Here is a 25,302-nt window from a genome sequence, read left to right as displayed (position 1 = left end):
CACCGCTCCAGGCTCTAGGGATCTCCCTGTGTCATCGGCGCAAACATGGGGGCGGCCGTCATCTCGCGGCCGGTTGCCGTCTTCCCCCTGGAGAACCGTGAGCACCAACTACGTCTTCCTCACCGTCGTCCTCTCGCTGGTCCTCCTCGGTTCGGCGCTGGCCAAACTGAAGCGGCAGGAGTCCCTCGTCGCGAGCATGCGGGGGATCGGCGTGCCCGACACCTGGCTGCCCCGGCTCGCCGCACTGGAGATCGCCGGAGCCGCCGGTCTCCTTGTCGGCCTGGCGTTCCGGCCGCTGGCGGTCGCCGCCGGTGTGGGGGTGGTCCTCTACTTCGTCGGCGCCGTCGTCTTCCACGTCCGGGCCCACGACCGCAAGGGGCTCATCGCACCGGGCGCGCTGACCGTGGTCGCGCTCTTCGTCACCCTGCTGGCGCTCCAGAACCTCTGACCCCGGCCCGCCCGGACGGCGTCCCCTCCCGACAGGACTGAACCCATCATGCTGCAAGCCCCCCTGTCCGAAGCCTCCTTCACCGCCCGGCTCCACGGAGAGATACGCACCGGCCGGCCGTTGATCGTGACAGCGGCCGAGGCGGAGGCCGCCCGCTTCGACGCCACCTGCCCCGTGCTCGTCACCGGCATGGGCAAGGTACGGGCGGCCATGGAGCTGACGCGGGCGCTGTCGTCGGCGCAGGCCCGGCCCCGCGCGATCGTGAACCTCGGCACCGCCGGAGCGCTCAAGGACACGCTGAGCGGAATCGTGGAGGTGTCCCGGGTCATCCAGCACGACCTGCCCGACGACGTGCTCCACCAGCTGAGCGGCGCGCACTACGGCCGTCCGCTGACCATCAGCCCGAGCCCCGGCGCCACGCTCGCCACCGGCGACGCCTTCATCGCCGACGGCCGCGCGCGGACGCGCCTCGCGGAACACGCGGACCTGGTCGACATGGAGGGCTATGCGATCGCGTCGGTGGCCGAGCGGTTCGGGGTGCCGGTACGGATCGTGAAGTACGTCAGCGACCAAGCCGACGAATCCGCGCAGCGGGCCTGGCCGGACGCGGCGGCGGAGGCCTCCGGCGTGCTGGCCGACTGGATCCGGGAGCACCTGGTCTGACCCCATCACCGGAGGGAGCCGGGACCCGGACCCGGCTCTCCCGTCCGTGCGGTGTCCCGCCCCGGGCCACCGCGGCACCCACTGGAGAGACATGTCCCGTCGCCTGTTCACCTCGGAGTCCGTGACCGAGGGCCACCCCGACAAGATCGCTGACCAGATCAGCGACACCATCCTCGACGCGCTGCTGCGGGCGGACCCGTCCTCCCGGGTCGCCGTGGAGACGCTGATCACGACCGGCCTGGTGCACGTGGCCGGCGAGGTCACCACCAAGGCGTACGCGGACATCGCGTCCCTGGTCCGCGACAAGATCCTGGAGATCGGCTACGACTCCTCCGACAAGGGCTTCGACGGCGCCTCGTGCGGCGTCTCGGTGTCCATCGGGGCGCAGTCGCCGGACATCGCGCAGGGGGTCGACACGGCGTACGAGTCGCGGGTGGAGGGCGACGAGGACGAGCTGGACCGCCAGGGCGCGGGCGACCAGGGCCTGATGTTCGGCTACGCGACGGACGAGACGCCGACGCTGATGCCGCTGCCGGTCTTCCTGGCGCACCGGCTGTCGCGCCGCCTGTCCGAGGTCCGCAAGAGCGGCACGATCCCGTACCTGCGGCCGGACGGCAAGACGCAGGTCACCATCGAGTACGACGGCGACGAGGCGGTGCGTCTGGACACCGTGGTGGTCTCCTCGCAGCACGCCGCCGACATCGATCTGGAGTCGCTCCTCGCCCCCGACATCCAGGAGTTCGTGGTCGAGCCCGAGCTGAGAGCGCTCCTCGACGACGGCATCAAGCTGGACACGGGCACCTACCGGCTCCTGGTGAACCCGACGGGCCGGTTCGAGATCGGCGGCCCGATGGGCGACGCGGGCCTGACCGGCCGCAAGATCATCATCGACACGTACGGCGGCATGGCCCGCCACGGCGGCGGCGCGTTCTCCGGCAAGGACCCGTCCAAGGTGGACCGGAGCGCCGCATACGCGATGCGCTGGGTCGCGAAGAACGTCGTCGCGGCCGGGCTCGCGTCCCGCTGCGAGGTGCAGGTCGCCTACGCGATCGGCAAGGCCGAGCCGGTCGGCCTGTTCGTGGAGACCTTCGGCACCCACACGGTGGAGACCGAGAGGATCGAGCGCGCCATCGACGAGGTCTTCGACCTCCGCCCCGCCGCGATCATCCGCGACCTCGACCTGCTCCGCCCGATCTACGCGCAGACCGCCGCCTACGGCCACTTCGGCCGCGAGGAGCCCGAGTTCACCTGGGAGCGGACGGACCGCGTCGACGCCCTGCGCACGGCGGTGAGCCGGCCGCTGGGCCGATGACATGATCGAGCACATCCTTCCGCAGGGGGTGGCCGCCGCCGAGGCCTTCCACGACGCACCGGCCGCGGATCTCTATCCGCAGGAGGCCCGGATCGTCGCGCAGGCCGTGGCCGCGCGCAAGCGCGAGTTCGCCACGGTGCGGCGGTGCGCCCGCGAGGCGCTGGCCCGCCTCGGCCTGCCCCCCGTGCCGATCCTGCCGGGCCGGCACGGGGCCCCGAACTGGCCCGACGCGGTGGTCGGCAGCCTCACGCACTGTGCCGGTTATCGGGCCGCGGTCGTCGCCCCTGCCGCCGATCTGCGGCTCCTGGGCATCGACGCCGAACCCGATGCGCCGCTCCCGCGAGGAGTGCTGGAATCCATCACGCTCCCCTCCGAACTGCGCCTCGTACGGCATCTGCTCGTCCGGCGTCCGCGGGTGCGGTGGGACCGGGCGCTGTTCAGCATGAAGGAGGCGGTCTACAAGAGCTGGTATCCGCACACCGGTCACCGGCTGGACTTCCTGGACGCCGAACTCGACTTCGACGCGGACAGCCCCGTGTTCACCGCGCGGCTGCGCGTTCCAGCGGCCCCCCGTCTGGAGGGCCGCTGGCTGGCGGACAAAGGCTTGCTGGTCACCGCCATCGCGGCAGAGTGAGCGGCGGCCCGCCCGGGGACCTCACCGCACGACGACGTGGTCCCCGGCCGAGGCCGAGGAACACACCTCGTTGATGTCGTTCGGCTTGCCGTTGTCCACCTTCACGCGGGTGAACGAGACCCCGCCCTCGGGCCGCCCCGCCCGGCCGGCACCGCGGCCACGCCCGTGAGCAGCGCCGCTACGCCGCCGGCCACGACGGCTCAGCACTCGTTGGGCACGTTGCCCGTCTGGCTCCCCTTCAGCAGGCCGCCCCAGATCCAGCTCGAACCCGAGCCGAGCAGGACCCACTTGTCGTGCGAGTAGCCGTGCTGGCTCACCCACTGGCCGTGGGCCCAGCAGATGGCGCTGAGCTGGTAGTCGGCCGGGACCGAGTAGTTGATGCTGCACTGTGTGGAGGCACAGCTGCGGATGTTGGCGCTGGTCCAGGTGTACACCCAGGTATTGGCGGCCTTCACGTCGGACGTCTTCACCGCAGGGGCTTCGCGGTCCGCGGGCGCCGCCGCCGTGGCGGTGGGCGCGAACATGCCCGCGGCGGCCAGCAGCCCCGCCGCGACCGTCGTGATGACCTTGGCTCGCACATGCATGAGGAGAGACCTCCTGGCGCATCGGATTCGCTGGGACATCCAGCGCCAATGAGGCTAACCGGCACGAGTCGGCCCAGTGAGACATGTACTGGCCAATGCGCGGGCTGTGGTGCGGGGGACGGCCGTTTGGCCCGGGCCCCGTATGTCAGGCGGGCCCGAGCCCCTTCAGCAAGGTGTCGACGACGAGATCGGCCGCCTGCCCGTCGCTCAGCTCGGGCATGCGCCGGACCACGAGGTGCATCAGCTCGGGCAGCAGCGCCTGCGCCCACCCGTCCGGCACCCCGGACCTGAACGCCCCCTCGTCCACAGCGCGTTGCACGAACGCGTCGACCTCCCGCACCGACGCGTCCCTGCGCTCGCGCACGGCGTCGTCGGCGAGCATGCGGGTGAGGTCGACCGGCCAGGTGCGGTTCACCGCGATGATGTTCTCCACGTAGCGGTGCAGGGCCACCGCGACGGGTGCCTCCCGCAGCCGCGCGTCGGCGATGGCCTCCTCGATGGCGGCCAGCCGCGACGCGTAGATCGCCGCGAGCAGCTTCTCGCGGGTGTCGAACCGTCGGTAGACGGTCCTGCGGTCCACCCCCGCCTCCGCGGCGATGCTCGCAATGCTCGCGGCCGGATCGGCGGCGAGCATGCGCGCGCCCGTGGTCAGAACGGCTTGCAGGTTGCGTGCGGCGTCGGCTCTCATGCCCCCGATCCTAAATCAGCATTGTGCATGTTGCCGCACTAAGTGACACGTATCCGGTGCGAGTGCGTACGCTCTCCGCAGTAAGTGCTACATTGAAGTGACAGTTAAGCATTGAGGCGCCGCACGAGCAGACGCTCAAGGCGCAGAAGACACGCAGGGTTGGGAGAAAGAGCATGTTCACCTACGACAGGCTTTTCATCGGCGGCACCTGGGTCGAGCCGAGCGACCCCGAGCCGCTCGCCATCACCTCGCCGCACGACCGGTCCCTGATCGGCCGCGCCGCCCAAGCGCAAGCGGCGGACATCGACCGGGCCGTGGCCGCGGCCCGCGCCTCCTTCGACCGGGGGGAGTGGCGGCTGACCCCGCCCGCGGAACGGATCGCGCTGCTGCGCCGCTTCAACGCCCTGCGCGAGGAGAACGCGGAGCACGTCGCCCACCTGATCTCCCTGGAGAACGGTTCGGCGGGCTGGTTCACCCGGGCCGGACAGCCCGGCCTGACCCGGCAGGCCAACGCCTACCTCAAGGCGGCCGAGGAGTTCGCCTGGGAGGAGACCCTCACCCCCTCGGACCCGGCCGCCCCGGTACGCAGTGTGGTGCGCCGCGAGGCGATCGGCGTGGTCGCCGCGGTGATCCCGTGGAACTCGCCCTTCTCGTCCGCCACGTCGAAGCTGCTCCCCGCGCTGCTCGCGGGAAACTCCGTCGTCCTCAAGGTCTCCCCGGAGAACTCGCTGAGCATGGGCTTCCTGGCCGAACTCCTGGAGCGGGTGGGGCTGCCCGAGGGTGTGGTGAGCGTGCTGCCCGCCGACCGGGAGACCAGTGAGTACCTGATCTCGCACGCCGACGTCGACAAGATCGCCTTCACCGGTTCGACGCGGGCGGGCCGCCGCATCGCCTCGATCGCCGGGGAGCAGCTCAAGCGCGTCAGTCTGGAACTGGGCGGCAAGTCGGCGGCCGTCATCCTGCCCGACGCCGACCTCGACAAGGCCGTCGCGGGGCTGAAGTTCGGCTCGCTGCTCAACAACGGCGAGTCCTGCATCGCCCAGACCCGCATCCTCGCTCCGCGCGAGAGGTACGAGGAGGTCGTCACGGCCTTGAAGGACCTGGTCGGCTCGTTGAAGGTGGGCGACCCGAACGACCCCGACACCTTCATCGGCCCGATGATCCGCCCCGACCAGCAGCAGCGGGTGCGCGACTACATCCAGCTCGGCATCGAGGAGGGCGCCCGCCTGGTCGTCGGCGGAGCGCAGGTCCCCCAGGGTCTGGAGGCGGGCAACTATGTGACGCCCACCGTCTTCGCCGACGTCGACAACTCCATGCGCATCGCGCAGGAGGAGATCTTCGGCCCCGTCCTGGTCGTCATCGCCTACGACGACGAGGACGACGCCGTACGGATCGCCAACGACTCCGAGTACGGCCTGTCCGGCGGCGTCTGGTCGGCCGACGAGGAGCGCGCCCTCGCCGTCGCCCGCCGCATCCGCACCGGCACGGTCACCGTCAACGGTGCCTCCGTCGCCTTCGACGGACCGTTCGGCGGCTTCAAGGCCAGCGGCATCGGCCGCGAATACGGCGCCGTCGGCCTCGGCACCTACACCGAGTACAAGACCATCACCGTCTGACCCGGCCACGGTCCAACGTGCCTCTCACGTAACCGTCTTGACGGGTGATGAAGGCGCTGCCATGCTTGCGTCACCGCCTAAACCGGTGACGCGCAACGGGATGCGTTTACGCACTCTGCGCACACCTGGGCGGGACATTTCTTCGACCGACCAGCGGGGAGCATCATGGAACCAAAACAAATGAAAAAGGCTCTGACGATACTCGCGGCAGGTGTGCCGCTCGTCGCGGCGGTCGTGTGGCTCCCGACCGCCTCCGCGGAGGAGACCCGCACCGCTACCACCGCCGGAACCGCCACCTGCGCGGCGCCGCCCGTGCGGGCCCCCGCCGGCACCCGCGTCGAATCCGTGACGGCGGACCGACAGGCCGGGGGCACGATCAAGGGCACCGGACTCCTCGGCGGTGAAGCCACCGACGTCCCGGCGTTCTGTCAGGTGACGGTCGTCCTCACCCACCCGGGGGAGGGGGACCACGCCGCGGTGCGGACCTGGCTGCCCGAACAGAAGTGGAACGGCCGTTTCCAGGCGATCGGCGGCAGCGCCTTCAGCGCCGGTGACAACGGTGTCGGCCTCGGCAACGCGGTCAAGGACGGCTATGCCGTGACCACCACGGACGCCGGTGTGGGCGACGTCCTGGACACCAGCTGGGTCCTCGACAGCACCGGCAAGGTCAACCGCACGGCGCTGAAGAACTTCGCCTCCCGCTCACAGCACGAGGCCGCGGCCGTCGGCAAGGCGGCGGTGAGCGGCGTCTACGGCGAGCGTGCCGCCTACTCCTACTTCACCGGCTGCTCCACGGGCGGTCGCCAGGGCTACATGGAGGCCCAGGCATACCCCGACGACTACGACGGCATCCTCGCGGACGCGCCCGCCATCAACTGGGACGAGTACGTGGTCGCCACCCTGTGGCCGCAGGTCGTCCTGAACAACGAGAAGACCTATCCCACCGACTGCGAGCTGAAGGCGTTCACCGACGCCGCCGTCAAGGCCTGCGACAAGCTCGACGGAGTACGGGACGGCCTGGTCAACGACGCCTCCCGCTGCGACTTCGACCCGCGCCGCCTCATCGGCACCAAGGTCGAGTGCGAAGGCAGGGAACTGACGATCACGGCGGCCGACGCGGCCGTGGTCCATAAGATCTGGGACGGCCCCCGCACCCCCTCGGGCCGCAAGCTGTGGACCGGCGTCCCCGTCGGCGCCGACCTGAAGGGCCTGGCCCACTCCGAGCCGGCCGAACCCGGCGGCCCCGCCGTGGGGCGGCCCTTCCAGGTGCCCGCGCTGTGGGCACAGCTCTTCGTGAAGAAGGACCCGGCCTTTGACCTTTCCAAGCTCACCTACAGCGACTTCACGCAGCTGTTCAGGCAGTCGCAGGCCGAGTACGACCAGGTCATCGGCGCCGACGACCCCGACCTGTCGGACTTCCGCCGCTCCGGAGGCAAGCTGCTGACCTGGCAGGGCGACACCGACGAGTACATCCCCGCACAGGGCACCGTGCGCTATCACCAGCAGGTCGAGAAGCGCCTGGGCGGCGCCGCGCGGGTCGACGACTTCTACCGTCTCTTCCTCGCCCCGAACACCAGCCACTGCGGCCTCAACGGCCAGGACGGTTCGGCCGACGGCCTCGCCGCGCTGACCGACTGGGTCGAGCACGGCAAGGCGCCCGCCACCCTGCCCGCCACCCTGATCAACACCGACGGCCAGAAGGTCGAACGCGACCTGTGCGCCTATCCCCGGGTGTCCCACTACAAGGGCGGCGACCCGGCCCTCGCCGACAGCTTCCGCTGCGCCGCCCCGCCCCGGCACTGACTCAAGGGAAGCCACACCCACCCGTGACCGGCACCGTGATCGACGCGCCGTACACCTGAAACGAGACACATCATGGCAGTCGTCCGCTTCCATCTCCTCTCCCGGCTCGGCCCCAAGGACGTGCTCGGGGTGCTGACCGACTTCGGCCCCGGCCGCGCCCGGTCCTGGCCCACCATCGACGCCGACCACTTCGAGGTCCACGACCTGGGCGACACCTGGGCCGAGGTCACCGAAGGCACCGCCGCCGCCTGGGAACGGGCCCGCTACACGTGGGAGCCGGCCGGTGACACGGTCACGGTCACCACCCTCGACTCCAAGCTCTTCGGCGCGGGCGGCGGCTGGGTGTTCACGATGACGCCCGAGGGCACCGGCACCCGGGTCGACGTCGAACTGACACGGAGTCCCGGCACGCTCAAGGGCAAGATGCTCGCCGCGCTCCTCCCTCTGGTCGCGCCGAGTTCCCTGCGCAAGTCCTTCGCGGCGCCTCTGCAGGCCGGGTGACCGGCGAGCCCGCAACCACCGTCTTCCGGAGCCCGGTCGACCCGCGAGTCAACTGCCCCTCCGAAGTCAACTGACGCGCTCCTGCGCTCAGTTGGTCCGCAAGAAACCGACAAGCCCCGAAGAGGGCGAAGGAGTTCTCATGAAGTCGGCCAAGAAGGCCATGGTCGGTGCCGGTCTGGCGATGGCGGCGAGCGCCCTGATCGCCACCGCCACGACGCCCGCGTCCGCCGCCGCGTCGGCGAGCAACCTCAAGATGTGCCTGAACACCTATCTGGGAGGCGCCTGCGACTACGAGTATCTCGCCTTCTCGAACCTGACCTGGGGATCCGACGGAAACTTCCAGGACGGCATCTCCTCGATCAGCAACTACTCGGGCAAGACGTGGTGCCTCTACACCGACAACAACTACGGCGGCATCGAGGGTGTGTTCCAGAACAACTACACCTGGAACACGCTGAGTTATCCGTACAACGACTCCATCTCCTCCGGTCGCCCCTGCTGACGCAGACGACATCACGGCGGGCCGCGTCGTCCACCCCACGGACACCCCACTGACGCGGCCCGCCCGCTGCCCTGCACGCGAGACCAACCCCGAGGGAGCCGGAACTGTGCACTCGATCCGCGTCCGAGCGCTGCTCACCCTGTCCGCGGTCGCGGCCGGCGCGGTGCTGGCGACAGGCTGTGGCACGTCCGAGCAGGCGGCGCCGGAGAAGCCGGGCAACGAACTCGTCACCACGCTGGACGCGTTGCTCCCGGACGGAGCGACGAGCCGGCGTCCGCCTCCCGCACGTGCGGCCGACAACGGGCCCGTCGGCCGCGCCCCGTCCGCCTCCGTGATCGTCAGGAGAAACGGGGCCGAGGGGCGGGTGGACATCGTGGCGCGGCGCCTGCCGACACCCGTGGCCCCGGAAGATGTGAGCTGCCCGGACAGCGCGCTGCACCCGTACAGCAGATGCACGGAGGTGAACCTGCGCGGGGTGCGTCGGACGACCGACACCTCGCCGCTCGACGCTTCCCGCCCCTCGGCCGCCCGCAGGCTCACCACAGTCCTGACCTACCCGGACGGTCGCCAGCTGACGATCTCCGAAGCGAACACCCGTCCACGCACGACCACTTCACGCTCCTCCACCTCTCCGCCGCTGCCCTTGTCGCTCCGAGAGATCGCCGACATGGCCGGGTCTGCCGCCTGGGAACCCGTCCTGACGGCACTGCCGACCCCGGCCCCTGCGCGCCGAACCGGACCGGACATGGACCAGTCCACGCCCGCACGTCGGATCACCCGGCTGATCGTGCGCGCGCTGCCTCCGGCCGTGCGCGTGGGTGACGAGGGCGGACAGCCCGGCTACGGTCACCTCACCGTCGACGACGGACGGGGCCGATGCCTGATCGCTGTCACGGTGCAACGCTGGAAGCCGGGGGACCGGACCATCGGCGCCGTCTTCGACAAGGCGGGAGCGGGGAAGCGCGCGGACGGAACGCGGGTCATGACCGGCACCGGACCGGCCGCGAACGGTGGAGACGGCGCTGTCGAATGGCGGGCCGACACCCTGCGCCCCGACGGTCTCCGTGTACTCGTGACCGAGATCAACGCGCGGGCCTTCACACTGAGAGGAACGCGAGCCACACCGGCGCTCGACCTTGCGCAACTCACCGGGATCGCGTTGAACGGCGGCTGGAACGAAGTGGTCGGCGCACGGGCGGCCGGGACGGGGGAGGGGGCGGCGCGGTGACACTGCGTTCGGATGTGGCCGGGTTGCTGGCGGAGGCCGGCATCACCGACGTGGACGTCGACGATGCCGTGGCGGACGAGCACGTGCGCTGGTCCGCATATCAACGTGTCATCGCGGTGATCGCCACCTCGCCCGACCGCGACAGCGACCGGGACCGGGACCGGGACCGGGACCGTGCGATCGTGGCCACGCTCCTGCGCGACCCCCTGGAAATCCTGTCCAAGGCGGCGGTGGTCGCCCTCGTGGACCGCATTGCGAGGAAAGCGACCGGCCCCACCGAGTTCCGGCAGTGGTCGGCCAGGCTGCTGCCGGAGATCGAACGGTTTGGGACGGAGGGATGCCGCGCGTTCGTCCACCGCCGCATCGACGACTGGTTGTGCTGGCTGGCCGTGGAGGACGGTCACGTGCCGGCCGCCGCCGAGCTGGCGAAGGTCACGTACTGGATGCAGCGCCTCCTCGCCGACCGTTCGACGTCCCCGGCGGTCCTCGCTCTGCTCGCGGAGTCGGGCGGCAGCAGGGCGATTCGCAACGTTGCGAAGAACCGGGCCCGGAGCCGTGCGGTGAGAACGCGGTGAGGGGGTGGGCGGTCGATGCTCGGCGCGCACGCGTCGACCGCCCCTGGCCGGATCAGGTGCCGGGCTTGCGGCCGTAGACGAAGACGTCGTCGTTGTTGCGCAGCAGGGACCAGTACTTCTTCGCCGCGGTCTTCGTCATGTTGACGCAGCCGTGGGAGCCGGGCGGGTTCCACATGCTGACGCCGACGGAGTGGAACGCCTGGCCGCCGTCGAAGAACTGGCTGTAGGGCATGGGGACGTTGTAGATGGTCGACACGTGGTCGATGTGCCGCCAGTAGACCTTCTTCAAGCCGGTGCGGGTCTCGTAGCCGTTGCGTCCGGTGCGCACCGGGACGGGGCCGTAGACCAGGTTCTTGCCGTCCTGGATCCAGCTGATCTGGAGCGTGAGGTTGACGCAGGCTATGCGTCCCTTGTTGACGGGGCACTTGCCCGCCTTGTTCGGCGTCCTGCCCACCGCCTTCTGCTTGTTCATGAGGTCCATGACGCCCCAGGTGACAGGCCCGGCGTAGCCGATGTTGGGGGTGATGCCGTGCTTGGTCTGGAAAGCCTTGGTGGCCTTGCAGTCCGCGGCGGACTGCTTGCCGTCGACCGGGCGGCCGAGGAACTTCTCCACCTGCTTCTGATACGGGCCGCGCGATGTGGTGCAGCTGCCGGCGGCCTGCGCCGGAGATGCTCCCAGCGCCAGCGTCAGCGGTGCGACGAGCCCGGTGATCCCGAGGGCTGCGGCGCCCAGTCTGCGGATGTCCCCCATGGCAATCCTTCCCCTGCGTTGCGTGTGCCGGCCGGGCGCGGGCACGTCACCCGCGGCCGACCGTGGTCTGCACAACCAGACCAGGGGAAGCCCCGTCGGGTTGTATCGCTGCGTGCCTTGGTACGAAACGGTGACAAGCGCCTCGCGGACCTCGGGCACCCCTCCCTCCGCCGCCTCTAGACGACCGGTCTAGTTGGAGGTAGGGTGGGGGCCATGCCAGTCATTCAGGGCGACACGCGCCGCAGCATTCTCGACGCGGCGCAGCGGATCATGTCCCGCAAGGGATTCGCCGCGGTGGGGATCAACGAGGTCCTCACCGAGGCCGGCGTGCCCAAGGGGTCCTTCTACCACTACTTCAACTCCAAGGACGCCTTCGGCGAGGCGATGATGCGGTCGTACTTCAGCGACTACCTCGCCGACATGGACGGCGTCCTCGGCGAGCAGGGCCCGACGGCGGCACAGCGGCTGATGAACTACTGGCAGTCCTGGCGCGAGTCGCAGAGCGTCGACGAGTGCCAGGGCAAGTGCCTGGCCGTCAAGCTCGGCGCGGAGGTCTCCGACCTGTCGGAGTCGATGCGGCTGGCGCTGAAGGAGGGCACCACCGCCATCGTCGACCGTCTGGAGCGGGCGATCACCGCCGGTCTGGAGGACGGCTCGCTCGCCGTCGACGAGGACGCCCGCACCACCGCGCAGGTCCTGTACGACATGTGGCTCGGCGCCAGTGTCATGACCAAGATCCACCGGGACACCGGCCCGCTGACCACCGCGGAGACGGTCACTCGCCGGCTTCTGCACCTGTAATTCCGGGCCACGCCGCGCGCGTGGCTTTGTACCCAGCAGGAGACGACCGGTCTACTGTTGAAGTGGCCAGTACTTCCATCGAAGGAGCAGTACTCATGAAGGTCCTCATCGTCCTCACCTCGCACGACAAGCTCGGCGACACCGGCCGCAAGACCGGCTTCTGGCTGGAGGAGCTGGCCGCCCCCTACTACCGCTTCCGCGACGCCGGCGCCGAGCTGGTGCTCGCCTCGCCCAAGGGCGGTCAGCCCCCGCTCGACCCCAAGAGCAACGAGCCCTCGGCCCAGACCGACGAGACCCGCCGCTTCGAGGCCGACCCCGAGGCCATGGCCGCACTCGCCGACACCGTCCGCCTCGACTCCGTCTCCGCCGACGACTTCGACACCGTCTTCTACCCCGGCGGCCACGGCCCCCTGTGGGACCTCGCCGAGGACGCCACCTCCGTCCGCCTGATCGAGTCCACCCTGCGGGCCGGCAAGCCGCTGGCCCTGGTCTGCCACGCCCCGGGCGTCCTGCGGCACGCGGTGAACCCGGACGGCACGCCGCTGGTGCGGGGCAAGAAGGTCACCGGCTTCACCAACAGCGAGGAAGAGGGCGTCCAGCTCACCAAGGTGGTCCCGTTCCTGGTCGAGGACGAACTCGTCCGGCTCGGCGGCGACTACTCCAAGGGCGAGGACTGGGCACCGTATGTCCTGCGCGACGGCCTGCTGATCACGGGGCAGAACCCCGCCTCCTCCGGCCCGGCCGCCGACGCGCTCATCACCTTCGTCACCAAGGGCGACGAGACCGGCGCGTCCGGGGTGTGAGCGCCCGCGCCACGTCGTGACGTACGACCCCGCCGGGCCGTTGCCGTAGACCTGTACGGCAACGGCCCGGCGGCCGTTCGGCCGGCCGATCAGGACGTGACCTGACCGGCCCCGCACGCGCGGCCGGTCAGGTCGCCTCGTTCACGGTGTGCGGCGCAGGGGCGCGAGTGCCGACGTCAGGGTGACCACCTCGGTGAGCATCTGCTGGAGCGCGCTCTCGTGGTGTTCGGCGGGGGCGAACGTCGTGTACTGCTCGAAATCGCTCCGCAGCGACAGGTGGACCTGAGTGTGTACGGCGGTCAGTTGCACGGCCCCGGCGATATGGCGCAGGTGGTCGAGCGCGCGGGCGCCGCTCACGTTGCTGCCGTAGCCGACGAACCCGGCCGCCTTGTTGTTCCACTCGTTGTAGACGAAGTCGATGGCGTTCTTCAGCGCGGCGGGGATCGAGCGGTTGTACTCCGGGGTGACGAACACGAAGCCGTCGAGCGCGTCGATCTTCGCGGCCCAGGCGCGGGTGTGCGCGTGCTCGTAGTCGCCCATCCGGGGTGAGCGCGGCTCGTCGAACAGCGGCAGGGCGTAGTCGGCGATGTCGACGAGTTCGAAGGCCGCGTCGTCGCGTGCCGCGGCCGCCTTCTCGACCCAGCGCGCGATCTGCGGGCCGACGCGGCCGGGGCGGGTGCTGCCGACAATGATGCCTATCGTGGGCATGAAGGTCTCCACGTGCGGGTGAGGTGGGGGAGCGGCGGCGGGGTGTCAGGACCGTCCGAGGAGGGCGGCGGCCGCCTCCAGGTCGCCGACGGAGCCCGACATGATGGTCCGCACGTGTTCCGTGATGTGCTCGGCAGGCCAGTCCCACCAGGCGACGGCGAGCAGCCGGGCGACGGTCTCCTCGTCGAACCGGGTGCGCAGGACGCGGGCCGGGTTGCCGCCGACGATGCCGTAGTCGGGCACGTCGGAGGTGACGACGGCGCCGGTGGCGATGATCGCGCCGTGGCCGATACGGACGCCCGGCATGACGGTGGCGCCGTGCCCGAACCAGACATCGTTGCCGACGACCGTGTCACCGCGGCCCGGCAACCCGGTGATCAGGTCGAAGTGGTCGGCCCACGAACCGCCCATGGTCGGGAACGGGAACGTCGACGGGCCGTCCATACGGTGGTTGGCGCCGTTCATGATGAACCGGGTCCCGGTGCCTAGCGCGCAGAACTTGCCGATGACGAGCTTCTCGGGCCCGTAGTGGTACAGCACGTTGCGCGTCTCGAACGCGGTCGGATCGTCTGGGTCGTCGTAGTACGAGAACTCGCCGACCTCGATGAGCGGGGACTTCACCAGCGGCTTGAGCAGCACGACGCGCGGCTGCCCCGGCATGGGGTGGAGCACGGTGGGGTCGGCGGGAACGGGCGGCATCGTGAGGGCGCTTCCTCTCGGCGGGGGGTGCGGTCGCGGGGCGGGCTAGTGCGACAACTGTTGCGTTAAGATGCTGGCACAGCCAAGGACGTTGATCAACCGGATATGGGAATCCCGATGCCAGACGCGACGCGCACGACCACGACACCGGACCGCCGACCCGGGGGCCGAACTGCGCGTATCCGCACGCAAGTTCTCGACGCGCTGCGCGCCGAACTCGAGGAGAACGGCCACGAAGGACTCACCGTGGAGGGCGTCGCGACCCGCGCGGGCGTGCACCGGACCACCGTCTACCGGCGCTGGCGCGACGTGGGCGGCCTGCTCGTCGACGTCATCGAGGCCGCCGGGGAGATCGACTGGCAGCCACCGGACACCGGCTCCCTGCGCGGGGACCTGACAGCGCTCAACGAGGAGATCCAGCAGTCCCTTCTCGTGCGGCCATCCTTCGCCCTCGCCCTGATGGCCGCCTCCTTCCACTCCGAACAGGCCGCACAGGCGCAGACCCGGCTGTGGGACGACCGGTACGCGCAGTGCGAGATCCTCGTCGAACGCGCGGCCGGGCGCGGCGAACTCCCCTCACGGCACACGGATGCGCGCGGCCTCCTGATGACCGCCACGGCGCCCGTCTACCACCACCTGGTCCTGCAACGCGCCGATCCCGACCCGGGACTTCCGGAGCGGTCCGCCGCGGCGGCGGTGCTCGCGGCCACGGCGGGCGCGTTCTCCGTCGAGGCGAGCTGATACGTACCGCCGGCGCACAGGCCGCCTGACCGGCAGGGGAGGTGGGCGCAGCGGAAGGGCGCTCAGCGCCTCGTCTCGTACCTGGTCAGGATGGTGCCGCCGGGAAACGTCCGCGTCTCCACCAGGTCCAACTTCACCCAGCCGTCCAGCGCGGTGAAGAACGGCGTGCCGCCGCCCACCAGGACCGGATGGGTGGCGATGACGTATTCGTCGATCAGGCCGGCGCGCATGGCCGCTCCGGCGAGCGTCGCGCCACCGATGTTCATGGGGTCGCGGTCCTCGGCCTTGAGCCGGGTGATCTCGTCGATCGCGTCGCCGGTGACCAGGCGGGTGTTCCAGTCGACCTTGTCGATCGTCGAGGAGAACACGACCTTCGGCGTGTCCCGCCAGTTGCGCGCGAACTCGATCTCCGCCGGGGTGGCGCCGGGCTGCTGGTCGCCGGTCGGCCAGTAGGAGCTCATCGTCTCCCAGAGCTTGCGCCCGTACAGGGTCAGACCGCTGGCCTGCTCCTGGTCGAGCCACCACTGGAACAGTTCGTCGCTCGGCGGTCCGCCCCAGCTGATGTCGTCACCTGCCGCGGCGATGTAGCCGTCCAGGGACAGGTTCATGCCGTAGATCAGTTTCCGCATGGCGCAGCCTTCCGTCCGGGGTGTCCGTCGGTAGACCGGGGTGGCACGGGAAACTCATCGGTCGGTAACTCATCGGTCGGGAACGGTGGTGTGCCCTCACCCGGTCCTGTGCTGCAGATACTGGGACAGCGCCGTACCCGGACGGAAGGCGGCGGTCTCTCCGTCCATGTGGAAACTGCCGAAGCTGCCCACGACGACGGTCTCGCGCCGGTTCAGCGCCTCAGCGATCGAACCCGGGTGTTCCACGGTGCCGAACAGGGAGTCGAGGACGCGCTCGACGTTGTCGGAGGTGAGCTGTCCGCCGTTCCCTCCGTTCCCTCCGTTCCCCTGGTTCGCCGCCGCGTCGGTGGTCGTCTCGACGAGCTGCTTCTTGTCCATGCGTCCTGCCTGACAGTTGAAGACGTGGGTGTGAGGCCACTATGGGGGTGGCCGGTGGGCGGCGCACTTCCTGGTCGGCGTAGGTGCCGGGCGACGTACACGGCCCGTACGCACGTGTCCGTTCAGTTCGTGGCGTCCCTGGCGCGGCCGGAGGGAAGGAGCTGGCCGATGTCGCGCGGCAGGGCCGCGGTGATCTTCTGCGTCAGCTCCGGGGTGAGGGCGGCGTCGAGCACCTCCAGGACAGCCGCGGCCTCCCGCAGGGCGCCCTCCTCGTCCGTCGCCGCGCGAGCGGCGATGCGCCCGGTGAACGCGACGAGGTCGAAGCGCTCGCCCGACGGAGACGCGTCGCCCTCGGCGGAGGGTTCCGTCACCGACCCCATGGCGGCGGCCAGCGTCGGCGGCAGCTGGGCGGCCACGTGCTTCGCGAGTCCGGACGGCAGCCGTTCGGCCAGCGTCTCCAGCACGGCCCGCGTCGCCTGCTCGGCCGATCCGCGGTCCGGCAGCTGAGCGAGTGCCTGTACTTTGCCGATGATCTCGTCATGGTGCATGAGGTCGATGCCCTTCTTCGCAAGCGGACCCTGCTCGTCCCGTGCTCGTCCCGTGCGCGGACCGTGCGCGGACCGTGCGCGGGACGAGCACCGAACACGCGCTGACCGTCGCTCGCGAGGGTGGTCAGGGGAGGAGTTTGTCCAAGGCGGCCCGTCCCTCTGTGGCCAGCTTGTGTTCGGCCCAGGCGAGGTTCGCCGGGGTGATGTCTCGTCCCGCGGCCAGCACCAGATCCTCGGGCGAGACCTCGCCCTCGGTGCCGGTGTGCGTGACCGAGTCGGGGGTGGTGGGGTCGGGCTGAGGGGTCGAGTCGGGACGCTCGTTCATGGGGTCCTCCTATGGTGCTCAGCGGGGGCTCCCTTCACCCCACACGGCGCGACGGTGCGCCGCAACCCGGAGAGAAGCAGGAAGCGAGGACGTGGAAGCCATGCACCCCGACGACACCGAAGCGCCCGTCATCCGGAGCGACGAACGCGGATCCTTCGCCCGGAGCGTGCTGGCGGAGCGGCATCCGGCCCTCATCCGGAAGGTCCGCGACGCCTTCCCCTACGGGCCGGAGCAGCACCGGGCCCTGGACACGCTGCTCGAGCACGCCACGCACGGTGTGATCGAACCGCTGCCGCCCGGCGCGCATGACGCGTCGCAGTGGCGGGAGTGGGGACGTGAGTACTTCGGCACGTCCTGGTTCGAGGTGCCGTTCCTGTGGGCGGAGAGCTACTTCTACCGCCGGCTCCTCGAGGCGGTGGGCTACTTCCGGCCGGGGCCGTGGCAGGGCATCGACCCGTTCCGGCCGTTCAAGCAGGCGGAACTGCACACCGAGGAGGCCGACGCGGAACTCGCCGCGCTCGACCGGCTCGCCCCGCTGCCCGCGGCCGACCAGGCGCAGGCGCTGCTCCTCAGTTCGCTGTGGGGCAACCGCGCCGACCTCGGTTTCCGTATCTCCGCGGGCGGTGACGGTGCGGCGGACGCCGACTCCCGCCTTGTCGCGGACGACTCGGCCCGGCTGTGGTCCCTGCTGACGGCCGGCGCCCCGGCCACCGTATGCCTGGTCGCTGACAACGCGGGCCGTGAACTCCTGCCCGACCTGATCCTCCTCGACCACCTGCTGAGGCACCGGCACGCCGAACGAGTGGTCCTGCACATCAAGCCGTACCCGTACTACGTGTCCGACGCCACGACCAGTGACGTGATCGACTGCCTCCGCCGTCTGCGGACGGCCCGCGGCACGGCGGCGGAGGCCGGTGAGCGACTGTGGACCGCGATGCGGACCGGGCGGCTCGTCCTTCGGGCCCATCCCTTCTCCTGCGCCCCGCTCCCGTACGCGGACATGCCCGACGACCTGCGCGCCGAATTCGCCGGGGCCGCGGTGACGGTGTTCAAGGGCGACCTCAACTATCGCCGCCTGGTCGGCGACCGGCTGTGGCCGCCGACCGCCTCCTTCGCCGCGCGGACCGCCTACTTCCCGGGGCCGGTGGCCGCACTGCGCACGCTCAAGTCCGATGTCGTGGTCGGGCTCGACGCGTCCACGGAGGCGGCGCTCGTGGCCCGGCACGGGCAGAAGTGGCGTACGAGCGGGACGCACGCGCTGATCCAGGTCCGGCGTTGAGACGTGCCGCGTGCCTCGAAGGTGCGGGACGGCTCGACTAGAGTGCGGCGGCAGCGTTGGCCGATGGGGAGGGGCGGGTACGACGATGGCGGTGTTCCGCACGGACGACGGCATACGGATCGCGTACAAGGTGTACGAGGCGTGTGAGGTGCACGAGGTGCACGAGGCGTGCGAGGCGTGCGAGGTGCACGACGGTGCAGCGCGCCTGCCGCTCGTCCTGCTGCACCACGGCTTCATCGCCTCCGGGCGGACCAACTGGGAGCTGCCCGGCATCGTCGACGCGCTGACCAGGGCGGGCCGTCGCGTCGCCACCATCGACGCACGCGGACACGGCGCATCGGACAAGCCGCACGATCCCGCCCGCTACGGCGAGGCGAGGATGGCACGTGACGTGACGGCCCTGATCGACCTGCTGGACGAGCCCGTCTACGACCTGGTCGGTTACTCGATGGGCGCGATCGTCGCCCTGCTCACCGCGAGCGGCGACCGCCGGGTGCGGCGCCTGGTCGTGGGCGGAGTGGGCGCCGGGGTGGTGGAGTGCGGCGGCGTCGACACCAGGGTGATCGACGGCCAGGTGCTCCAGGACGCACTCCGCGCGGACGACCCGGGGTCGGTCACCGACGCGACGGCCGCCGGGTTCCGCGCCTTCGTGGACGCCATCGGCGGCGATCGGTCGGCCCTCGCCGCGCAGGCCGCCGCGGCCCACGCCGAACCCATCGCGCTGGAGGCGATCACCGCACCCGCGTTGGTCGTCGCCGGGCGCGACGACCCCCTCGCCGTCCGCCCGGAGGCACTGGCGGCGGCGCTCCCGCACGCCACCCTGCGCACGGTGGACGGCGACCACCTCGGCGCACTGCGCGCCCCCGAGTTCACCAGCGCCCTCGTCGAGTTCCTGAACGAGGATCCGGTGCTGTCGGCCACGGTGTGACGGCCGGTTCGGCCGGCGGCCGTCGCCGAGGGTTGCCGCCCGCGATGAGTTCAGCGTCGTAGGCCGGTCTACCCGCTGACCGACACCCCATGAAGCGGAAGGACCACTGCGATGGCGAAGCTCATCTCCAGCCTGTTCATCTCGGCCGACGGCGTCGCCGAGATCGACCCGGACTGGCACTTCCCCTACTTCGACGAGAACATGGGCCGCGCCGTCTCCGAGGACTACGAAACCTCCGACGTGCTGCTCATCGGCCGCGAGACCTACGACAGCTTCGCCGGCGCGTGGCCCGGACGCGAGGCCGCGGGCGGGGACGACGCGCCCTTCGCGAAGCAGCTCGGGGACGTGCGCAAGGTCGTCGTCACGCGACAGCCGCGGGAATTCACCTGGCGCAACTCCGAGCTGATCGCGGGCGAGCTCGTCGATGCCGTCACCGCGCTGAAGGCGGACCCCGGCGTGCGGGGCATTCTCGTCCCCGGGTCGCTCTCGGTGGTGCGGCAGTTGCTCGCTGCCGGGCTGATCGACGAGCTGCGCCTCTTGGTGCACCCGGTGGCGGCACGCAAGGGCCGCAAGTTGTTCGACGAGGGCGATGCGCCGTACCACCTGAGCGTGACGGCGACCGAAGTGTTCCCGACCGGAGTGATCCGCGTGATCTACGCCCCGGCCGAACCGCCCGCCGGGGCCGGTTACGACGAGGCCAAGGGGAAGCTCGGTGGCGACGACGCCTCGTGAGACCCCGGATCCCCGCACCGAGATGAGAAGAAAGTAAAGGGGCTGGGCGTGACTGTGGCGGTCCCGGCCTGGCCGGGACCGCCACAGGGTCGAGATATGCGGCTCGGGCTAGAAGTAGTGAGTGCGTCCGCCCACCTTGCGCCCGCTGGCTCCAAGGATCCACAGAAGCGCGCCGACGACGACGAGGATGCCGCCGATCGTCGTCAACAGGGAAACACCGACCAGCAGGCCGATCACGAGCAATATGGCGCCGAGGACGATCATGAGGTTTCCTCTCTTCGGGGCGTTGCGCGGTGCGTGAGCCCTCAGAGTCTCCAAGTGCCCTGCACTTGCCATCACATGCGTGTCGGTCGGCGCGGCTTCTTGAACGTTCACCCGTGAGACCGGGAGTGGACCTCTGGTGCGACCAGGAGTGGGCGTTCCGGAGCGGTAGCGATCCTCTGGCGGAGAAGGGCCGACACCCCGTCCGGCATCGGCACCGACACCTGTTCGCCGCGCGAGGGCGCCGATACCATGCGGGTTTGTACGCCACATGTCCCGCTCATGACATCCCGCGTCCCAATGACACCTGCGCCGACACTTGCGTTCCACTGACACCTGCGCCTCTCTGACACCTGCGCCTCTACACCTACGCCTCTGACACCCGCGCCTCACTGTCACTCGCGCCTCACTGTCACTCGCACCCCGCGCCGCCCGCACCGTGATGCAGCCTTCGCCGCCTTCGCGCCCCCGAGGAGTCCCTATGGCACCACGAATCAACCGTCGCACCATGCTGGCCGCGGGGGCAGGCGCCGCCGCCGGCCTGTCATTGCCCGGTGTCGCCGCGCACGCCGACGATCGGGGAACCCTCAGCGTCCCCTTCACCTTGAAGGCCCAGGTGCTCGACGGCGGCGAGCAGGTCACCTCGCTCACTCTCAGGACCGGCAGGCTCGGCCCGATCGACCCGGCCGGCCTGACCCCCACCACCTTCGGCGTGCATGCCAGGGCGAGCAGTCCGTTTCCCGTCCCGGCGGGCGAGACCATCCAGGGCGAGTACGACCTCGACCGCACGGTGACCGCCGTACGGCTCGACCACCGAGGCGACATCGTGCTCGAACTGAGTCACGGCGAAGGCCAGGCAGGTGGCGGCACGCTCGGCTACCTCGCGGCCGAGGGCCGCAACGTCATGCTCGACCTCACCTACACCCTTACCCAGCACGCCCCGCTCGCCCGGCGCCATCACCGGCCGCTCGTCATCGACACCTTCGTGCAGGACCCGCGGCTGTCCGACCCGGAAGTGGACGCGTTCAGTGCGCACGTCTCCGGCTCGGGCATGAAGTACCGGCTGTACACACCCGCCGATCCGCACTCCTCCCGAAGCTCCTCCCGAAGCTCCTCCCGACGGGGCAGACGCCCGCTCGTCGGCTGGCTGCACGGCGGAGGCGAGGGCGCCTCGCTGCGGAACCACTACTACGACAACGAGACCACGCTGCGGGCCAACCGCGGCGCCCTCGGTTTCGCCACCCCCGAGGCGCAGCGCATCTTCGGCGGCGCCTACGTGCTCGCGCCCCAGAGCACCTCCTACTGGATGCAGGACGGCCCCCGCTTCGCACCCCTCATCCACGAGATCATCGGCGAGGTCACCCGCCGCAACCGCAACCGCATCGACCTCGACCGCATCTACGTCGCAGGCTGCAGCAACGGCGGCTACATGACGATGAAGATGACCACCCTCTACCCCACCCTGTTCGCCGCCGCCGTGCCGATCTGCGGCATCGTCACGCCTCTCTCGCCCGGGGGCGCACCCCTGATCCCCGACAGCGAGCTGGCCGGGATCAGCACCCCCACCTGGCTCGTGACCTCCGCCGACGACCCCGTCGTGGACGCCCGGGCCAACACCGTCCACGCGCACGACCTGATCCCCGACTCGCTGCTGACGCTCTACGACCACGTCATATGGAACGGTCACCAGTTCCTCGGCCACTTCTCGTGGATCTACGTCGCCCGGAACGATCCCAGCGTCGATGGGACGCATGTGTGGCAGTGGATGGCTGATCAGCGGCGACGCTGAGTGGTGCTGACGCCTTCTATGAATCCGGCGTCGAGCGGATCCGGTGGCGTGGTCACCGCCGGAACAGACCTCGCCGCCGGCGGGGCCGCGTGGTGAACACCGTTCGCGGGATGCCCAGTGCGTCGAGCCGTGCCATGAGCCGCGCCTCCTCCTCCGCTGTGACGGAGATACAGAGGGCTGTGCCCGTGTCACTGGCGCTGTATATCTCGTGGTCCGCTCGCCAGGCCTCGGCATGGATCGTGTAGGGGACCAGGGCAAGGAGGACGTCGAACTGCGCGTCGTCGCGAACGTCGACGCCGATCCCCGTGGGGTCACTCTTCCCTGAGCGGACGCCTGCGGCCACTTCCGTGGCGGCCATCGCCAGCGCCTGCTCGTACGTCGGTACCACCTCCGGGGGCCAGGCGAGATCGCTGTAGGCGTCGATGTCCGCCTTCTCGACGCCGTCCCGCAGTGCACGAAGCGCCTCACGGTGGACCCGCACCACGTCCGCCTGCTCCAGGTCGTCACGGAGGAAGAGTTCTCGACGCGGTTCGTCAGCTGCGTTGGTCATGCGGCGCAGCTTCTCACGTCGAAGAGACATGGCAGAGAATCATGCGCCAGCGCAAGGCGGTTGCTCCCCGTCCGTCCGGGAAACAACCGCCCGCACATGTCAGCCGAGCAACTCGCTCTGCAGGGCGACCGTCTGCTGGAACGGGACCGCCTCGGCGGTGCCCTTCCGCTGCTGGGTCACCAGGCCCACCATGTCCCCGGCGACCAGATAGGCCTGGCGCAGGTGGGCCGCGCCGCGCGGCTGCGTCTCGTCGTACGCGTGCACGGTGACATCCGTGCCGCGCGCCTCCACCGGATACCTCTCGTCGAGTTCGACGTCCTGCGCCCCGACCAGATACCGCTGCGGCGACGTGGACCCCGACGCCAGGGTGTCGGCGAGGGCGGTGGCCTGGGCCCCGGTGCCGAAGTGGAGCAGGAAGATCCGGGTGCGGGTGCCGTCCGGCATGACCCAGGCGCGGCCGGTGATGTGGCGCAGGCCCGCGTCGGTCAGATCGACGCCGAGGCTCTCTCGTTCCTCGGCCTCGTACTGGGCGAGGAACGCCTTGGTCGTCACCCAGCCGCCCTCGGTGCGCAGCCCGGGGTCCGGGCGAGCGCCCGCGGGGGAGGGCAGGACGAGGGCGCGGGGATCGGCGTAATGCGCCCCGGCCCGGTTGCGCTGGTCGAAGGGGCGGGGAGCGCCCTCGGGCAGGGCGGGCCTGCTCAGCACCGGGTAGTCCCAGCGCCCGTCCGACTCGGTCGAAAGCCCCGGCAGATCGGAGCGCTTCTGCTGCGTGATGCCGTAGGCGGTGCCGCCCGCCGCGACGGCGAAGACGACGACGGCGGCGCTCCAGCGCAGCACGGCGCGCAGCACCCGCCGCGGCCGGACGGCCTCCGGCGGTCGCTCCTCCGCGACCGCGACGGTGACCTCGCCCGTGTGCTCGGGACGTTCCATGATCTGGTTCTCGCTCATACCGCCTCACCCACCGTGCCGAGACGGTCCAGTTGCGCGCCCATCAGTTTTGCCGGTTCCCCGGAGGCCAGCAGGGCCTTTCCGCTGCCGCCGTAGGGGGCCTTCTTCGTGCCCTGCGCCGTGAAGGTGACCACGACGTCGCCCTGATAGGCGGAGCAGAACAGCAGCTCCAGCTTCTCGTCGGCGTCGCTGGGCATCACGTAGCAGCGCGCGTCCTTGTAGCCCTTGATCCTGGGGCCCTTGCGGAAGACGCCGATGGCGTCGAAGACGGCCGTCGTCGAACGGGCGACGGTGCGGGCCGCGCCGCTGCCCTCCATCCGGGCCAGGGTCATCTGGGCGACGATGCCGCCCTCGGCCATGTCCTGCGAGGCGTACGAACGCATGGCCATGCCGGTGATCTTCCGGCGGTCCATCTCCCGCTCCATGCGCCGGCGCTGGGACAGCGGCAGGAGACGCAGCGACTTCTTGCGCAGCTCAGTGGCCTCCCGGCCGGTGAACTCCTTGTCGCTGCCGAACTCGTCCATGTCGGGCCCCGGCTCGTACCCGGTCGGGTAGGGCAGCAGCGACGCTCCGACATCCCGGTGGCCCGACGCGTCGGCGGCGTCCTGGCCGCGGGAGGGGAACTGCCAGCGGGGCGCGCCGGGATCGCGGTCCGCGGTCGCCACGCGGGAGGCCGTGACGCCGACACCGGTGCCGACGGCGCCCAGGACCAGTGCGGTCACGACGAGGCCCACGACCAGGCGGCGCCGTGACCGCCGAGGCGGCTGCGGCTCCTGTGGCGCCTGCTGTTGCTGCTCGTGCGGTTCCAACTGTGCGTGCCGTTGCAGTTGTTCGTGCTCGTGTCCGAGCTGCCGCTCGTCCGGTTCTTGTTGCTGTTGTCCGTCCACGCTCACATGCGCCCCCACTGCGCGCGAGCCAACTGCATGGCCCGCTTCTTGCTGACCGGCCGATCGCTGTTGCTCAGCCAGATGTGCATCATCAGGTCGCCGCGGCTCGCGACGGCCTCCGCCTCGTACCGTCCTGACTTCTGATCGCGCTGGGCGCCGACGTAGACCGTGCCGACGCCGGAGCCCGGGATGCCGTCGGGCGTGTCCTTCGGGAAGCTCCAGTCCATGGCTTCCTGCTGTTCGACCGCGGCGTCCTGCGCGTCGGTGCTCTCCAGGTCCCGGTACTGCGTGAGCCGGACCTCGACATCCGTGCCGCCCTCGGTCCACCCCACGTCCGCCGCGCGCCGGAACTCGCTCTCCAGCAGGTGCGAGAAGGCCCCTTCGGTATCCACGTAGGACGATGCGACGTCGGCGGTGTCCATCCAGGCGTCGTCGCCGGTGCCGCCGAACCGGTCGCGGGCCCCCTGGGGCGCGCGGACCAGCAGCCGGCGCAGATCGCCTTCTGTGCGAACGGCCCGGTCCTGTGCGGCGGTGAGCGGCTGCGGCGCGCCCTTGGCCTGCGCGATGTGCGGTTGGGACAGCACCGGGAGCTGGTCCACGGCACGGTCGGCCTGCACGATGTAGCCGGTGCAGACCCCCGCGACGACACCGAGCACGGCGGCGCCCGCGATCAGCAGCGTGGTGCGGCCCCGGCGACGCCGCGGCGTAGGCGGCACTCCCGCAGCCGTGTCGACGGGCGTCAGCTGCGGCCCTTCTGGCGGCAACTGTGGTTCCGCAACCGGCACCTGAGGTGCCGTCTGCGAAGTTTGTACGTCTTCCAACGGGTCCCCCCACGGAACTTGACGCACGGATTCCGTATCCGCGCGCACAGGAGACCCGCAGGGACCCGTGCAGGTTGCACGGATTTCGATAACGTTCGATAACGAAAACGCTTCGGTGAAACGCGGTCGCTCACGCCCCGACCGGACGCAGGCGCTGCCCACGCCGAGCG

The 25,302-nt window shown here is 70.4% G+C and carries 31 protein-coding genes; 17 read left to right on the top strand and 14 right to left on the bottom strand.

All coding sequences use genetic code 11. The annotated features are described in order from the left end of the window. Positions 1–97 precede the first annotated feature (97 nt). The 4 genes from C1N81_RS07420 to C1N81_RS07405 all read left to right on the top strand — a co-directional run bounded on the left by C1N81_RS07420 (position 98) and on the right by C1N81_RS07405 (position 3,057). Positions 98–448 (top strand): DoxX family protein, encoded by a 351-nt coding sequence (locus tag C1N81_RS07420; protein WP_394427899.1) that lies wholly within the window; start codon positions 98–100, stop codon positions 446–448. A 48-nt stretch (positions 449–496) separates the two neighbouring features. Beyond that, the gene (locus C1N81_RS07415; protein ID WP_394427898.1) at positions 497–1,111 is read left to right on the top strand and encodes a nucleosidase; all 615 of its coding nucleotides are present in this window, start codon (positions 497–499) and stop codon (positions 1,109–1,111) included. Positions 1,112–1,202: 91 nt separating this feature from the next. Beyond that, a complete protein-coding gene (metK, locus tag C1N81_RS07410; RefSeq protein ID WP_394427897.1) occupies positions 1,203–2,423 on the top strand; it encodes a methionine adenosyltransferase in 1,221 nt (406 codons plus the stop codon). Position 2,424: 1 nt separating this feature from the next. Further along, positions 2,425–3,057, top strand: coding sequence for a 4'-phosphopantetheinyl transferase family protein (locus C1N81_RS07405; RefSeq protein WP_394427896.1), 633 nt, complete (start codon positions 2,425–2,427; stop codon positions 3,055–3,057). Between the two features lie 200 nt (positions 3,058–3,257). Here C1N81_RS07405 and C1N81_RS07400 read toward each other — a convergent pair whose 3' ends face one another. After that, positions 3,258–3,641, bottom strand: coding sequence for a hypothetical protein (locus C1N81_RS07400; RefSeq protein ID WP_394427895.1), 384 nt, complete (start codon positions 3,639–3,641; stop codon positions 3,258–3,260). A 145-nt stretch (positions 3,642–3,786) separates the two neighbouring features. Continuing rightward, positions 3,787–4,275 (bottom strand): TetR family transcriptional regulator, encoded by a 489-nt coding sequence (locus tag C1N81_RS07395; protein WP_394437787.1) that lies wholly within the window; start codon positions 4,273–4,275, stop codon positions 3,787–3,789. Between the two features lie 227 nt (positions 4,276–4,502). Between C1N81_RS07395 and C1N81_RS07390 the strand changes: the two genes are divergently transcribed. From C1N81_RS07390 to C1N81_RS07365, 6 genes are all read left to right on the top strand, one after another. Further along, a complete protein-coding gene (locus C1N81_RS07390; RefSeq protein WP_394427894.1) occupies positions 4,503–5,945 on the top strand; it encodes an aldehyde dehydrogenase in 1,443 nt (480 codons plus the stop codon). Positions 5,946–6,125: 180 nt separating this feature from the next. Next, complete coding sequence (locus C1N81_RS07385; RefSeq protein WP_394427893.1) at positions 6,126–7,748, top strand: tannase/feruloyl esterase family alpha/beta hydrolase; 1,623 nt, start codon at positions 6,126–6,128, stop codon at positions 7,746–7,748. Positions 7,749–7,820: 72 nt separating this feature from the next. Next, a complete protein-coding gene (locus C1N81_RS07380; protein ID WP_394427892.1) occupies positions 7,821–8,249 on the top strand; it encodes an SRPBCC family protein in 429 nt (142 codons plus the stop codon). A gap of 139 nt (positions 8,250–8,388) precedes the next feature. Further along, on the top strand, positions 8,389–8,751 hold the full coding sequence (locus C1N81_RS07375; RefSeq protein ID WP_394427891.1) for a peptidase inhibitor family I36 protein: 363 nt from the start codon (positions 8,389–8,391) through the stop codon (positions 8,749–8,751). Between the two features lie 106 nt (positions 8,752–8,857). After that, the gene (locus tag C1N81_RS07370; protein WP_394427890.1) at positions 8,858–9,979 is read left to right on the top strand and encodes a hypothetical protein; all 1,122 of its coding nucleotides are present in this window, start codon (positions 8,858–8,860) and stop codon (positions 9,977–9,979) included. Next, positions 9,976–10,554: a hypothetical protein gene (locus tag C1N81_RS07365; protein ID WP_394427889.1), complete on the top strand. Its 579-nt coding sequence runs from the start codon at positions 9,976–9,978 to the stop codon at positions 10,552–10,554. The genes C1N81_RS07370 and C1N81_RS07365 overlap by 4 nt, the downstream gene beginning before the upstream one ends. Positions 10,555–10,606: 52 nt before the next feature. Here the strand turns inward: C1N81_RS07365 and C1N81_RS07360 are convergent, their stop codons facing one another. Then, entirely contained in the window at positions 10,607–11,305 is a 699-nt protein-coding gene (locus C1N81_RS07360) for a L,D-transpeptidase family protein (protein WP_394427888.1), read from the bottom strand. Positions 11,306–11,518: 213 nt separating this feature from the next. On the opposite strand from C1N81_RS07360, the gene C1N81_RS07355 reads away from it, so the two are divergent. Next, positions 11,519–12,106: a TetR/AcrR family transcriptional regulator gene (locus tag C1N81_RS07355; RefSeq protein WP_394427887.1), complete on the top strand. Its 588-nt coding sequence runs from the start codon at positions 11,519–11,521 to the stop codon at positions 12,104–12,106. A 95-nt stretch (positions 12,107–12,201) separates the two neighbouring features. Beyond that, positions 12,202–12,909, top strand: a complete 708-nt coding sequence (locus tag C1N81_RS07350) for a type 1 glutamine amidotransferase domain-containing protein (protein ID WP_394427886.1) — start codon at positions 12,202–12,204, stop codon at positions 12,907–12,909. Between the two features lie 141 nt (positions 12,910–13,050). Here the strand turns inward: C1N81_RS07350 and C1N81_RS07345 are convergent, their stop codons facing one another. Continuing rightward, positions 13,051–13,617: an NADPH-dependent FMN reductase gene (locus C1N81_RS07345; RefSeq protein ID WP_394427885.1), complete on the bottom strand. Its 567-nt coding sequence runs from the start codon at positions 13,615–13,617 to the stop codon at positions 13,051–13,053. Between the two features lie 45 nt (positions 13,618–13,662). Next, positions 13,663–14,316 (bottom strand): CatB-related O-acetyltransferase, encoded by a 654-nt coding sequence (locus C1N81_RS07340; RefSeq protein ID WP_394427884.1) that lies wholly within the window; start codon positions 14,314–14,316, stop codon positions 13,663–13,665. 117 nt (positions 14,317–14,433) lie between these two features. Here C1N81_RS07340 and C1N81_RS07335 point away from each other — a divergent pair, with 117 nt between their 5' ends. Beyond that, on the top strand, positions 14,434–15,057 hold the full coding sequence (locus tag C1N81_RS07335) for a TetR/AcrR family transcriptional regulator (RefSeq protein WP_394427883.1): 624 nt from the start codon (positions 14,434–14,436) through the stop codon (positions 15,055–15,057). A gap of 62 nt (positions 15,058–15,119) precedes the next feature. Here the strand turns inward: C1N81_RS07335 and C1N81_RS07330 are convergent, their stop codons facing one another. The 4 genes from C1N81_RS07330 to C1N81_RS07315 form a co-directional block, all read right to left on the bottom strand. Next, positions 15,120–15,686, bottom strand: coding sequence for a dihydrofolate reductase family protein (locus C1N81_RS07330; RefSeq protein ID WP_394427882.1), 567 nt, complete (start codon positions 15,684–15,686; stop codon positions 15,120–15,122). 96 nt (positions 15,687–15,782) lie between these two features. Next, positions 15,783–16,064 carry a hypothetical protein gene (locus C1N81_RS07325; protein ID WP_394427881.1) on the bottom strand — a complete coding sequence of 94 codons (282 nt, stop codon included), beginning with the start codon at positions 16,062–16,064 and terminating at the stop codon, positions 15,783–15,785. 122 nt (positions 16,065–16,186) lie between these two features. Next, positions 16,187–16,612, bottom strand: coding sequence for a DUF2267 domain-containing protein (locus tag C1N81_RS07320; RefSeq protein ID WP_394427880.1), 426 nt, complete (start codon positions 16,610–16,612; stop codon positions 16,187–16,189). 124 nt (positions 16,613–16,736) lie between these two features. Beyond that, positions 16,737–16,937 (bottom strand): hypothetical protein, encoded by a 201-nt coding sequence (locus C1N81_RS07315; RefSeq protein ID WP_394427879.1) that lies wholly within the window; start codon positions 16,935–16,937, stop codon positions 16,737–16,739. 100 nt (positions 16,938–17,037) lie between these two features. Here C1N81_RS07315 and C1N81_RS07310 point away from each other — a divergent pair, with 100 nt between their 5' ends. From C1N81_RS07310 to C1N81_RS07300, 3 genes are all read left to right on the top strand, one after another. Beyond that, positions 17,038–18,216: a damage-control phosphatase ARMT1 family protein gene (locus tag C1N81_RS07310; protein ID WP_394437785.1), complete on the top strand. Its 1,179-nt coding sequence runs from the start codon at positions 17,038–17,040 to the stop codon at positions 18,214–18,216. A gap of 85 nt (positions 18,217–18,301) precedes the next feature. Beyond that, positions 18,302–19,144 (top strand): alpha/beta fold hydrolase, encoded by an 843-nt coding sequence (locus C1N81_RS07305; RefSeq protein ID WP_394427878.1) that lies wholly within the window; start codon positions 18,302–18,304, stop codon positions 19,142–19,144. Between the two features lie 111 nt (positions 19,145–19,255). Next, positions 19,256–19,876 carry a dihydrofolate reductase family protein gene (locus C1N81_RS07300; RefSeq protein WP_394427877.1) on the top strand — a complete coding sequence of 207 codons (621 nt, stop codon included), beginning with the start codon at positions 19,256–19,258 and terminating at the stop codon, positions 19,874–19,876. A gap of 108 nt (positions 19,877–19,984) precedes the next feature. Here C1N81_RS07300 and C1N81_RS07295 read toward each other — a convergent pair whose 3' ends face one another. Further along, on the bottom strand, positions 19,985–20,140 hold the full coding sequence (locus C1N81_RS07295; RefSeq protein WP_394427876.1) for a DUF6131 family protein: 156 nt from the start codon (positions 20,138–20,140) through the stop codon (positions 19,985–19,987). A gap of 478 nt (positions 20,141–20,618) precedes the next feature. Here C1N81_RS07295 and C1N81_RS07290 point away from each other — a divergent pair, with 478 nt between their 5' ends. Continuing rightward, positions 20,619–21,926 carry a prolyl oligopeptidase family serine peptidase gene (locus C1N81_RS07290; protein WP_394427875.1) on the top strand — a complete coding sequence of 436 codons (1,308 nt, stop codon included), beginning with the start codon at positions 20,619–20,621 and terminating at the stop codon, positions 21,924–21,926. A 52-nt stretch (positions 21,927–21,978) separates the two neighbouring features. Here C1N81_RS07290 and C1N81_RS07285 read toward each other — a convergent pair whose 3' ends face one another. From C1N81_RS07285 to C1N81_RS07270, 4 genes are all read right to left on the bottom strand, one after another. Continuing rightward, entirely contained in the window at positions 21,979–22,476 is a 498-nt protein-coding gene (locus tag C1N81_RS07285) for a hypothetical protein (protein WP_394427874.1), read from the bottom strand. Between the two features lie 99 nt (positions 22,477–22,575). Continuing rightward, a complete protein-coding gene (locus tag C1N81_RS07280; protein WP_394427873.1) occupies positions 22,576–23,424 on the bottom strand; it encodes a hypothetical protein in 849 nt (282 codons plus the stop codon). Beyond that, complete coding sequence (locus C1N81_RS07275; RefSeq protein WP_394427872.1) at positions 23,421–24,317, bottom strand: hypothetical protein; 897 nt, start codon at positions 24,315–24,317, stop codon at positions 23,421–23,423. The genes C1N81_RS07280 and C1N81_RS07275 overlap by 4 nt, the downstream gene beginning before the upstream one ends. Continuing rightward, positions 24,314–25,027: a hypothetical protein gene (locus C1N81_RS07270; RefSeq protein WP_394427871.1), complete on the bottom strand. Its 714-nt coding sequence runs from the start codon at positions 25,025–25,027 to the stop codon at positions 24,314–24,316. The genes C1N81_RS07275 and C1N81_RS07270 overlap by 4 nt, the downstream gene beginning before the upstream one ends. Between the last annotated feature and the right edge of the window lie 275 nt (positions 25,028–25,302).

This window comes from Streptomyces sp. SGAir0957 (genome assembly GCF_043523415.1).
The sequence above is the reverse complement of the archived record's forward strand: the minus strand, read 5'-3'. Positions and strand labels throughout refer to the sequence as shown.

What these genes read in the sequence shown, in the direction of transcription:
- C1N81_RS07325 (WP_394427881.1), bottom strand. Translation starts at nt 16,064, where the DNA reads ATGGACAAGAAGCAGCTCGTCGAGACGACCACCGACGCGGCGGCGAAC.
- C1N81_RS07360 (WP_394427888.1), bottom strand. Translation starts at nt 11,305, where the DNA reads ATGGGGGACATCCGCAGACTGGGCGCCGCAGCCCTCGGGATCACCGGG.
- C1N81_RS07335 (WP_394427883.1), top strand. Translation starts at nt 14,434, where the DNA reads ATGCCAGACGCGACGCGCACGACCACGACACCGGACCGCCGACCCGGG.
- C1N81_RS07405 (WP_394427896.1), top strand. Translation starts at nt 2,425, where the DNA reads ATGATCGAGCACATCCTTCCGCAGGGGGTGGCCGCCGCCGAGGCCTTC.
- C1N81_RS07320 (WP_394427880.1), bottom strand. Translation starts at nt 16,612, where the DNA reads ATGCACCATGACGAGATCATCGGCAAAGTACAGGCACTCGCTCAGCTG.
- C1N81_RS07350 (WP_394427886.1), top strand. Translation starts at nt 12,202, where the DNA reads ATGAAGGTCCTCATCGTCCTCACCTCGCACGACAAGCTCGGCGACACC.
- C1N81_RS07390 (WP_394427894.1), top strand. Translation starts at nt 4,503, where the DNA reads ATGTTCACCTACGACAGGCTTTTCATCGGCGGCACCTGGGTCGAGCCG.
- metK (WP_394427897.1), top strand. Translation starts at nt 1,203, where the DNA reads ATGTCCCGTCGCCTGTTCACCTCGGAGTCCGTGACCGAGGGCCACCCC.
- C1N81_RS07385 (WP_394427893.1), top strand. Translation starts at nt 6,126, where the DNA reads ATGAAAAAGGCTCTGACGATACTCGCGGCAGGTGTGCCGCTCGTCGCG.
- C1N81_RS07400 (WP_394427895.1), bottom strand. Translation starts at nt 3,641, where the DNA reads ATGCATGTGCGAGCCAAGGTCATCACGACGGTCGCGGCGGGGCTGCTG.
- C1N81_RS07280 (WP_394427873.1), bottom strand. Translation starts at nt 23,424, where the DNA reads ATGAGCGAGAACCAGATCATGGAACGTCCCGAGCACACGGGCGAGGTC.
- C1N81_RS07395 (WP_394437787.1), bottom strand. Translation starts at nt 4,275, where the DNA reads ATGCTCGCCGCCGATCCGGCCGCGAGCATTGCGAGCATCGCCGCGGAG.
- C1N81_RS07315 (WP_394427879.1), bottom strand. Translation starts at nt 16,937, where the DNA reads ATGAACGAGCGTCCCGACTCGACCCCTCAGCCCGACCCCACCACCCCC.
- C1N81_RS07415 (WP_394427898.1), top strand. Translation starts at nt 497, where the DNA reads ATGCTGCAAGCCCCCCTGTCCGAAGCCTCCTTCACCGCCCGGCTCCAC.
- C1N81_RS07330 (WP_394427882.1), bottom strand. Translation starts at nt 15,686, where the DNA reads ATGCGGAAACTGATCTACGGCATGAACCTGTCCCTGGACGGCTACATC.
- C1N81_RS07345 (WP_394427885.1), bottom strand. Translation starts at nt 13,617, where the DNA reads ATGCCCACGATAGGCATCATTGTCGGCAGCACCCGCCCCGGCCGCGTC.
- C1N81_RS07285 (WP_394427874.1), bottom strand. Translation starts at nt 22,476, where the DNA reads ATGACCAACGCAGCTGACGAACCGCGTCGAGAACTCTTCCTCCGTGAC.
- C1N81_RS07380 (WP_394427892.1), top strand. Translation starts at nt 7,821, where the DNA reads ATGGCAGTCGTCCGCTTCCATCTCCTCTCCCGGCTCGGCCCCAAGGAC.
- C1N81_RS07340 (WP_394427884.1), bottom strand. Translation starts at nt 14,316, where the DNA reads ATGCCGCCCGTTCCCGCCGACCCCACCGTGCTCCACCCCATGCCGGGG.
- C1N81_RS07295 (WP_394427876.1), bottom strand. Translation starts at nt 20,140, where the DNA reads ATGATCGTCCTCGGCGCCATATTGCTCGTGATCGGCCTGCTGGTCGGT.
- C1N81_RS07375 (WP_394427891.1), top strand. Translation starts at nt 8,389, where the DNA reads ATGAAGTCGGCCAAGAAGGCCATGGTCGGTGCCGGTCTGGCGATGGCG.
- C1N81_RS07355 (WP_394427887.1), top strand. Translation starts at nt 11,519, where the DNA reads ATGCCAGTCATTCAGGGCGACACGCGCCGCAGCATTCTCGACGCGGCG.
- C1N81_RS07300 (WP_394427877.1), top strand. Translation starts at nt 19,256, where the DNA reads ATGGCGAAGCTCATCTCCAGCCTGTTCATCTCGGCCGACGGCGTCGCC.
- C1N81_RS07310 (WP_394437785.1), top strand. Translation starts at nt 17,038, where the DNA reads ATGCACCCCGACGACACCGAAGCGCCCGTCATCCGGAGCGACGAACGC.
- C1N81_RS07305 (WP_394427878.1), top strand. Translation starts at nt 18,302, where the DNA reads ATGGCGGTGTTCCGCACGGACGACGGCATACGGATCGCGTACAAGGTG.
- C1N81_RS07290 (WP_394427875.1), top strand. Translation starts at nt 20,619, where the DNA reads ATGGCACCACGAATCAACCGTCGCACCATGCTGGCCGCGGGGGCAGGC.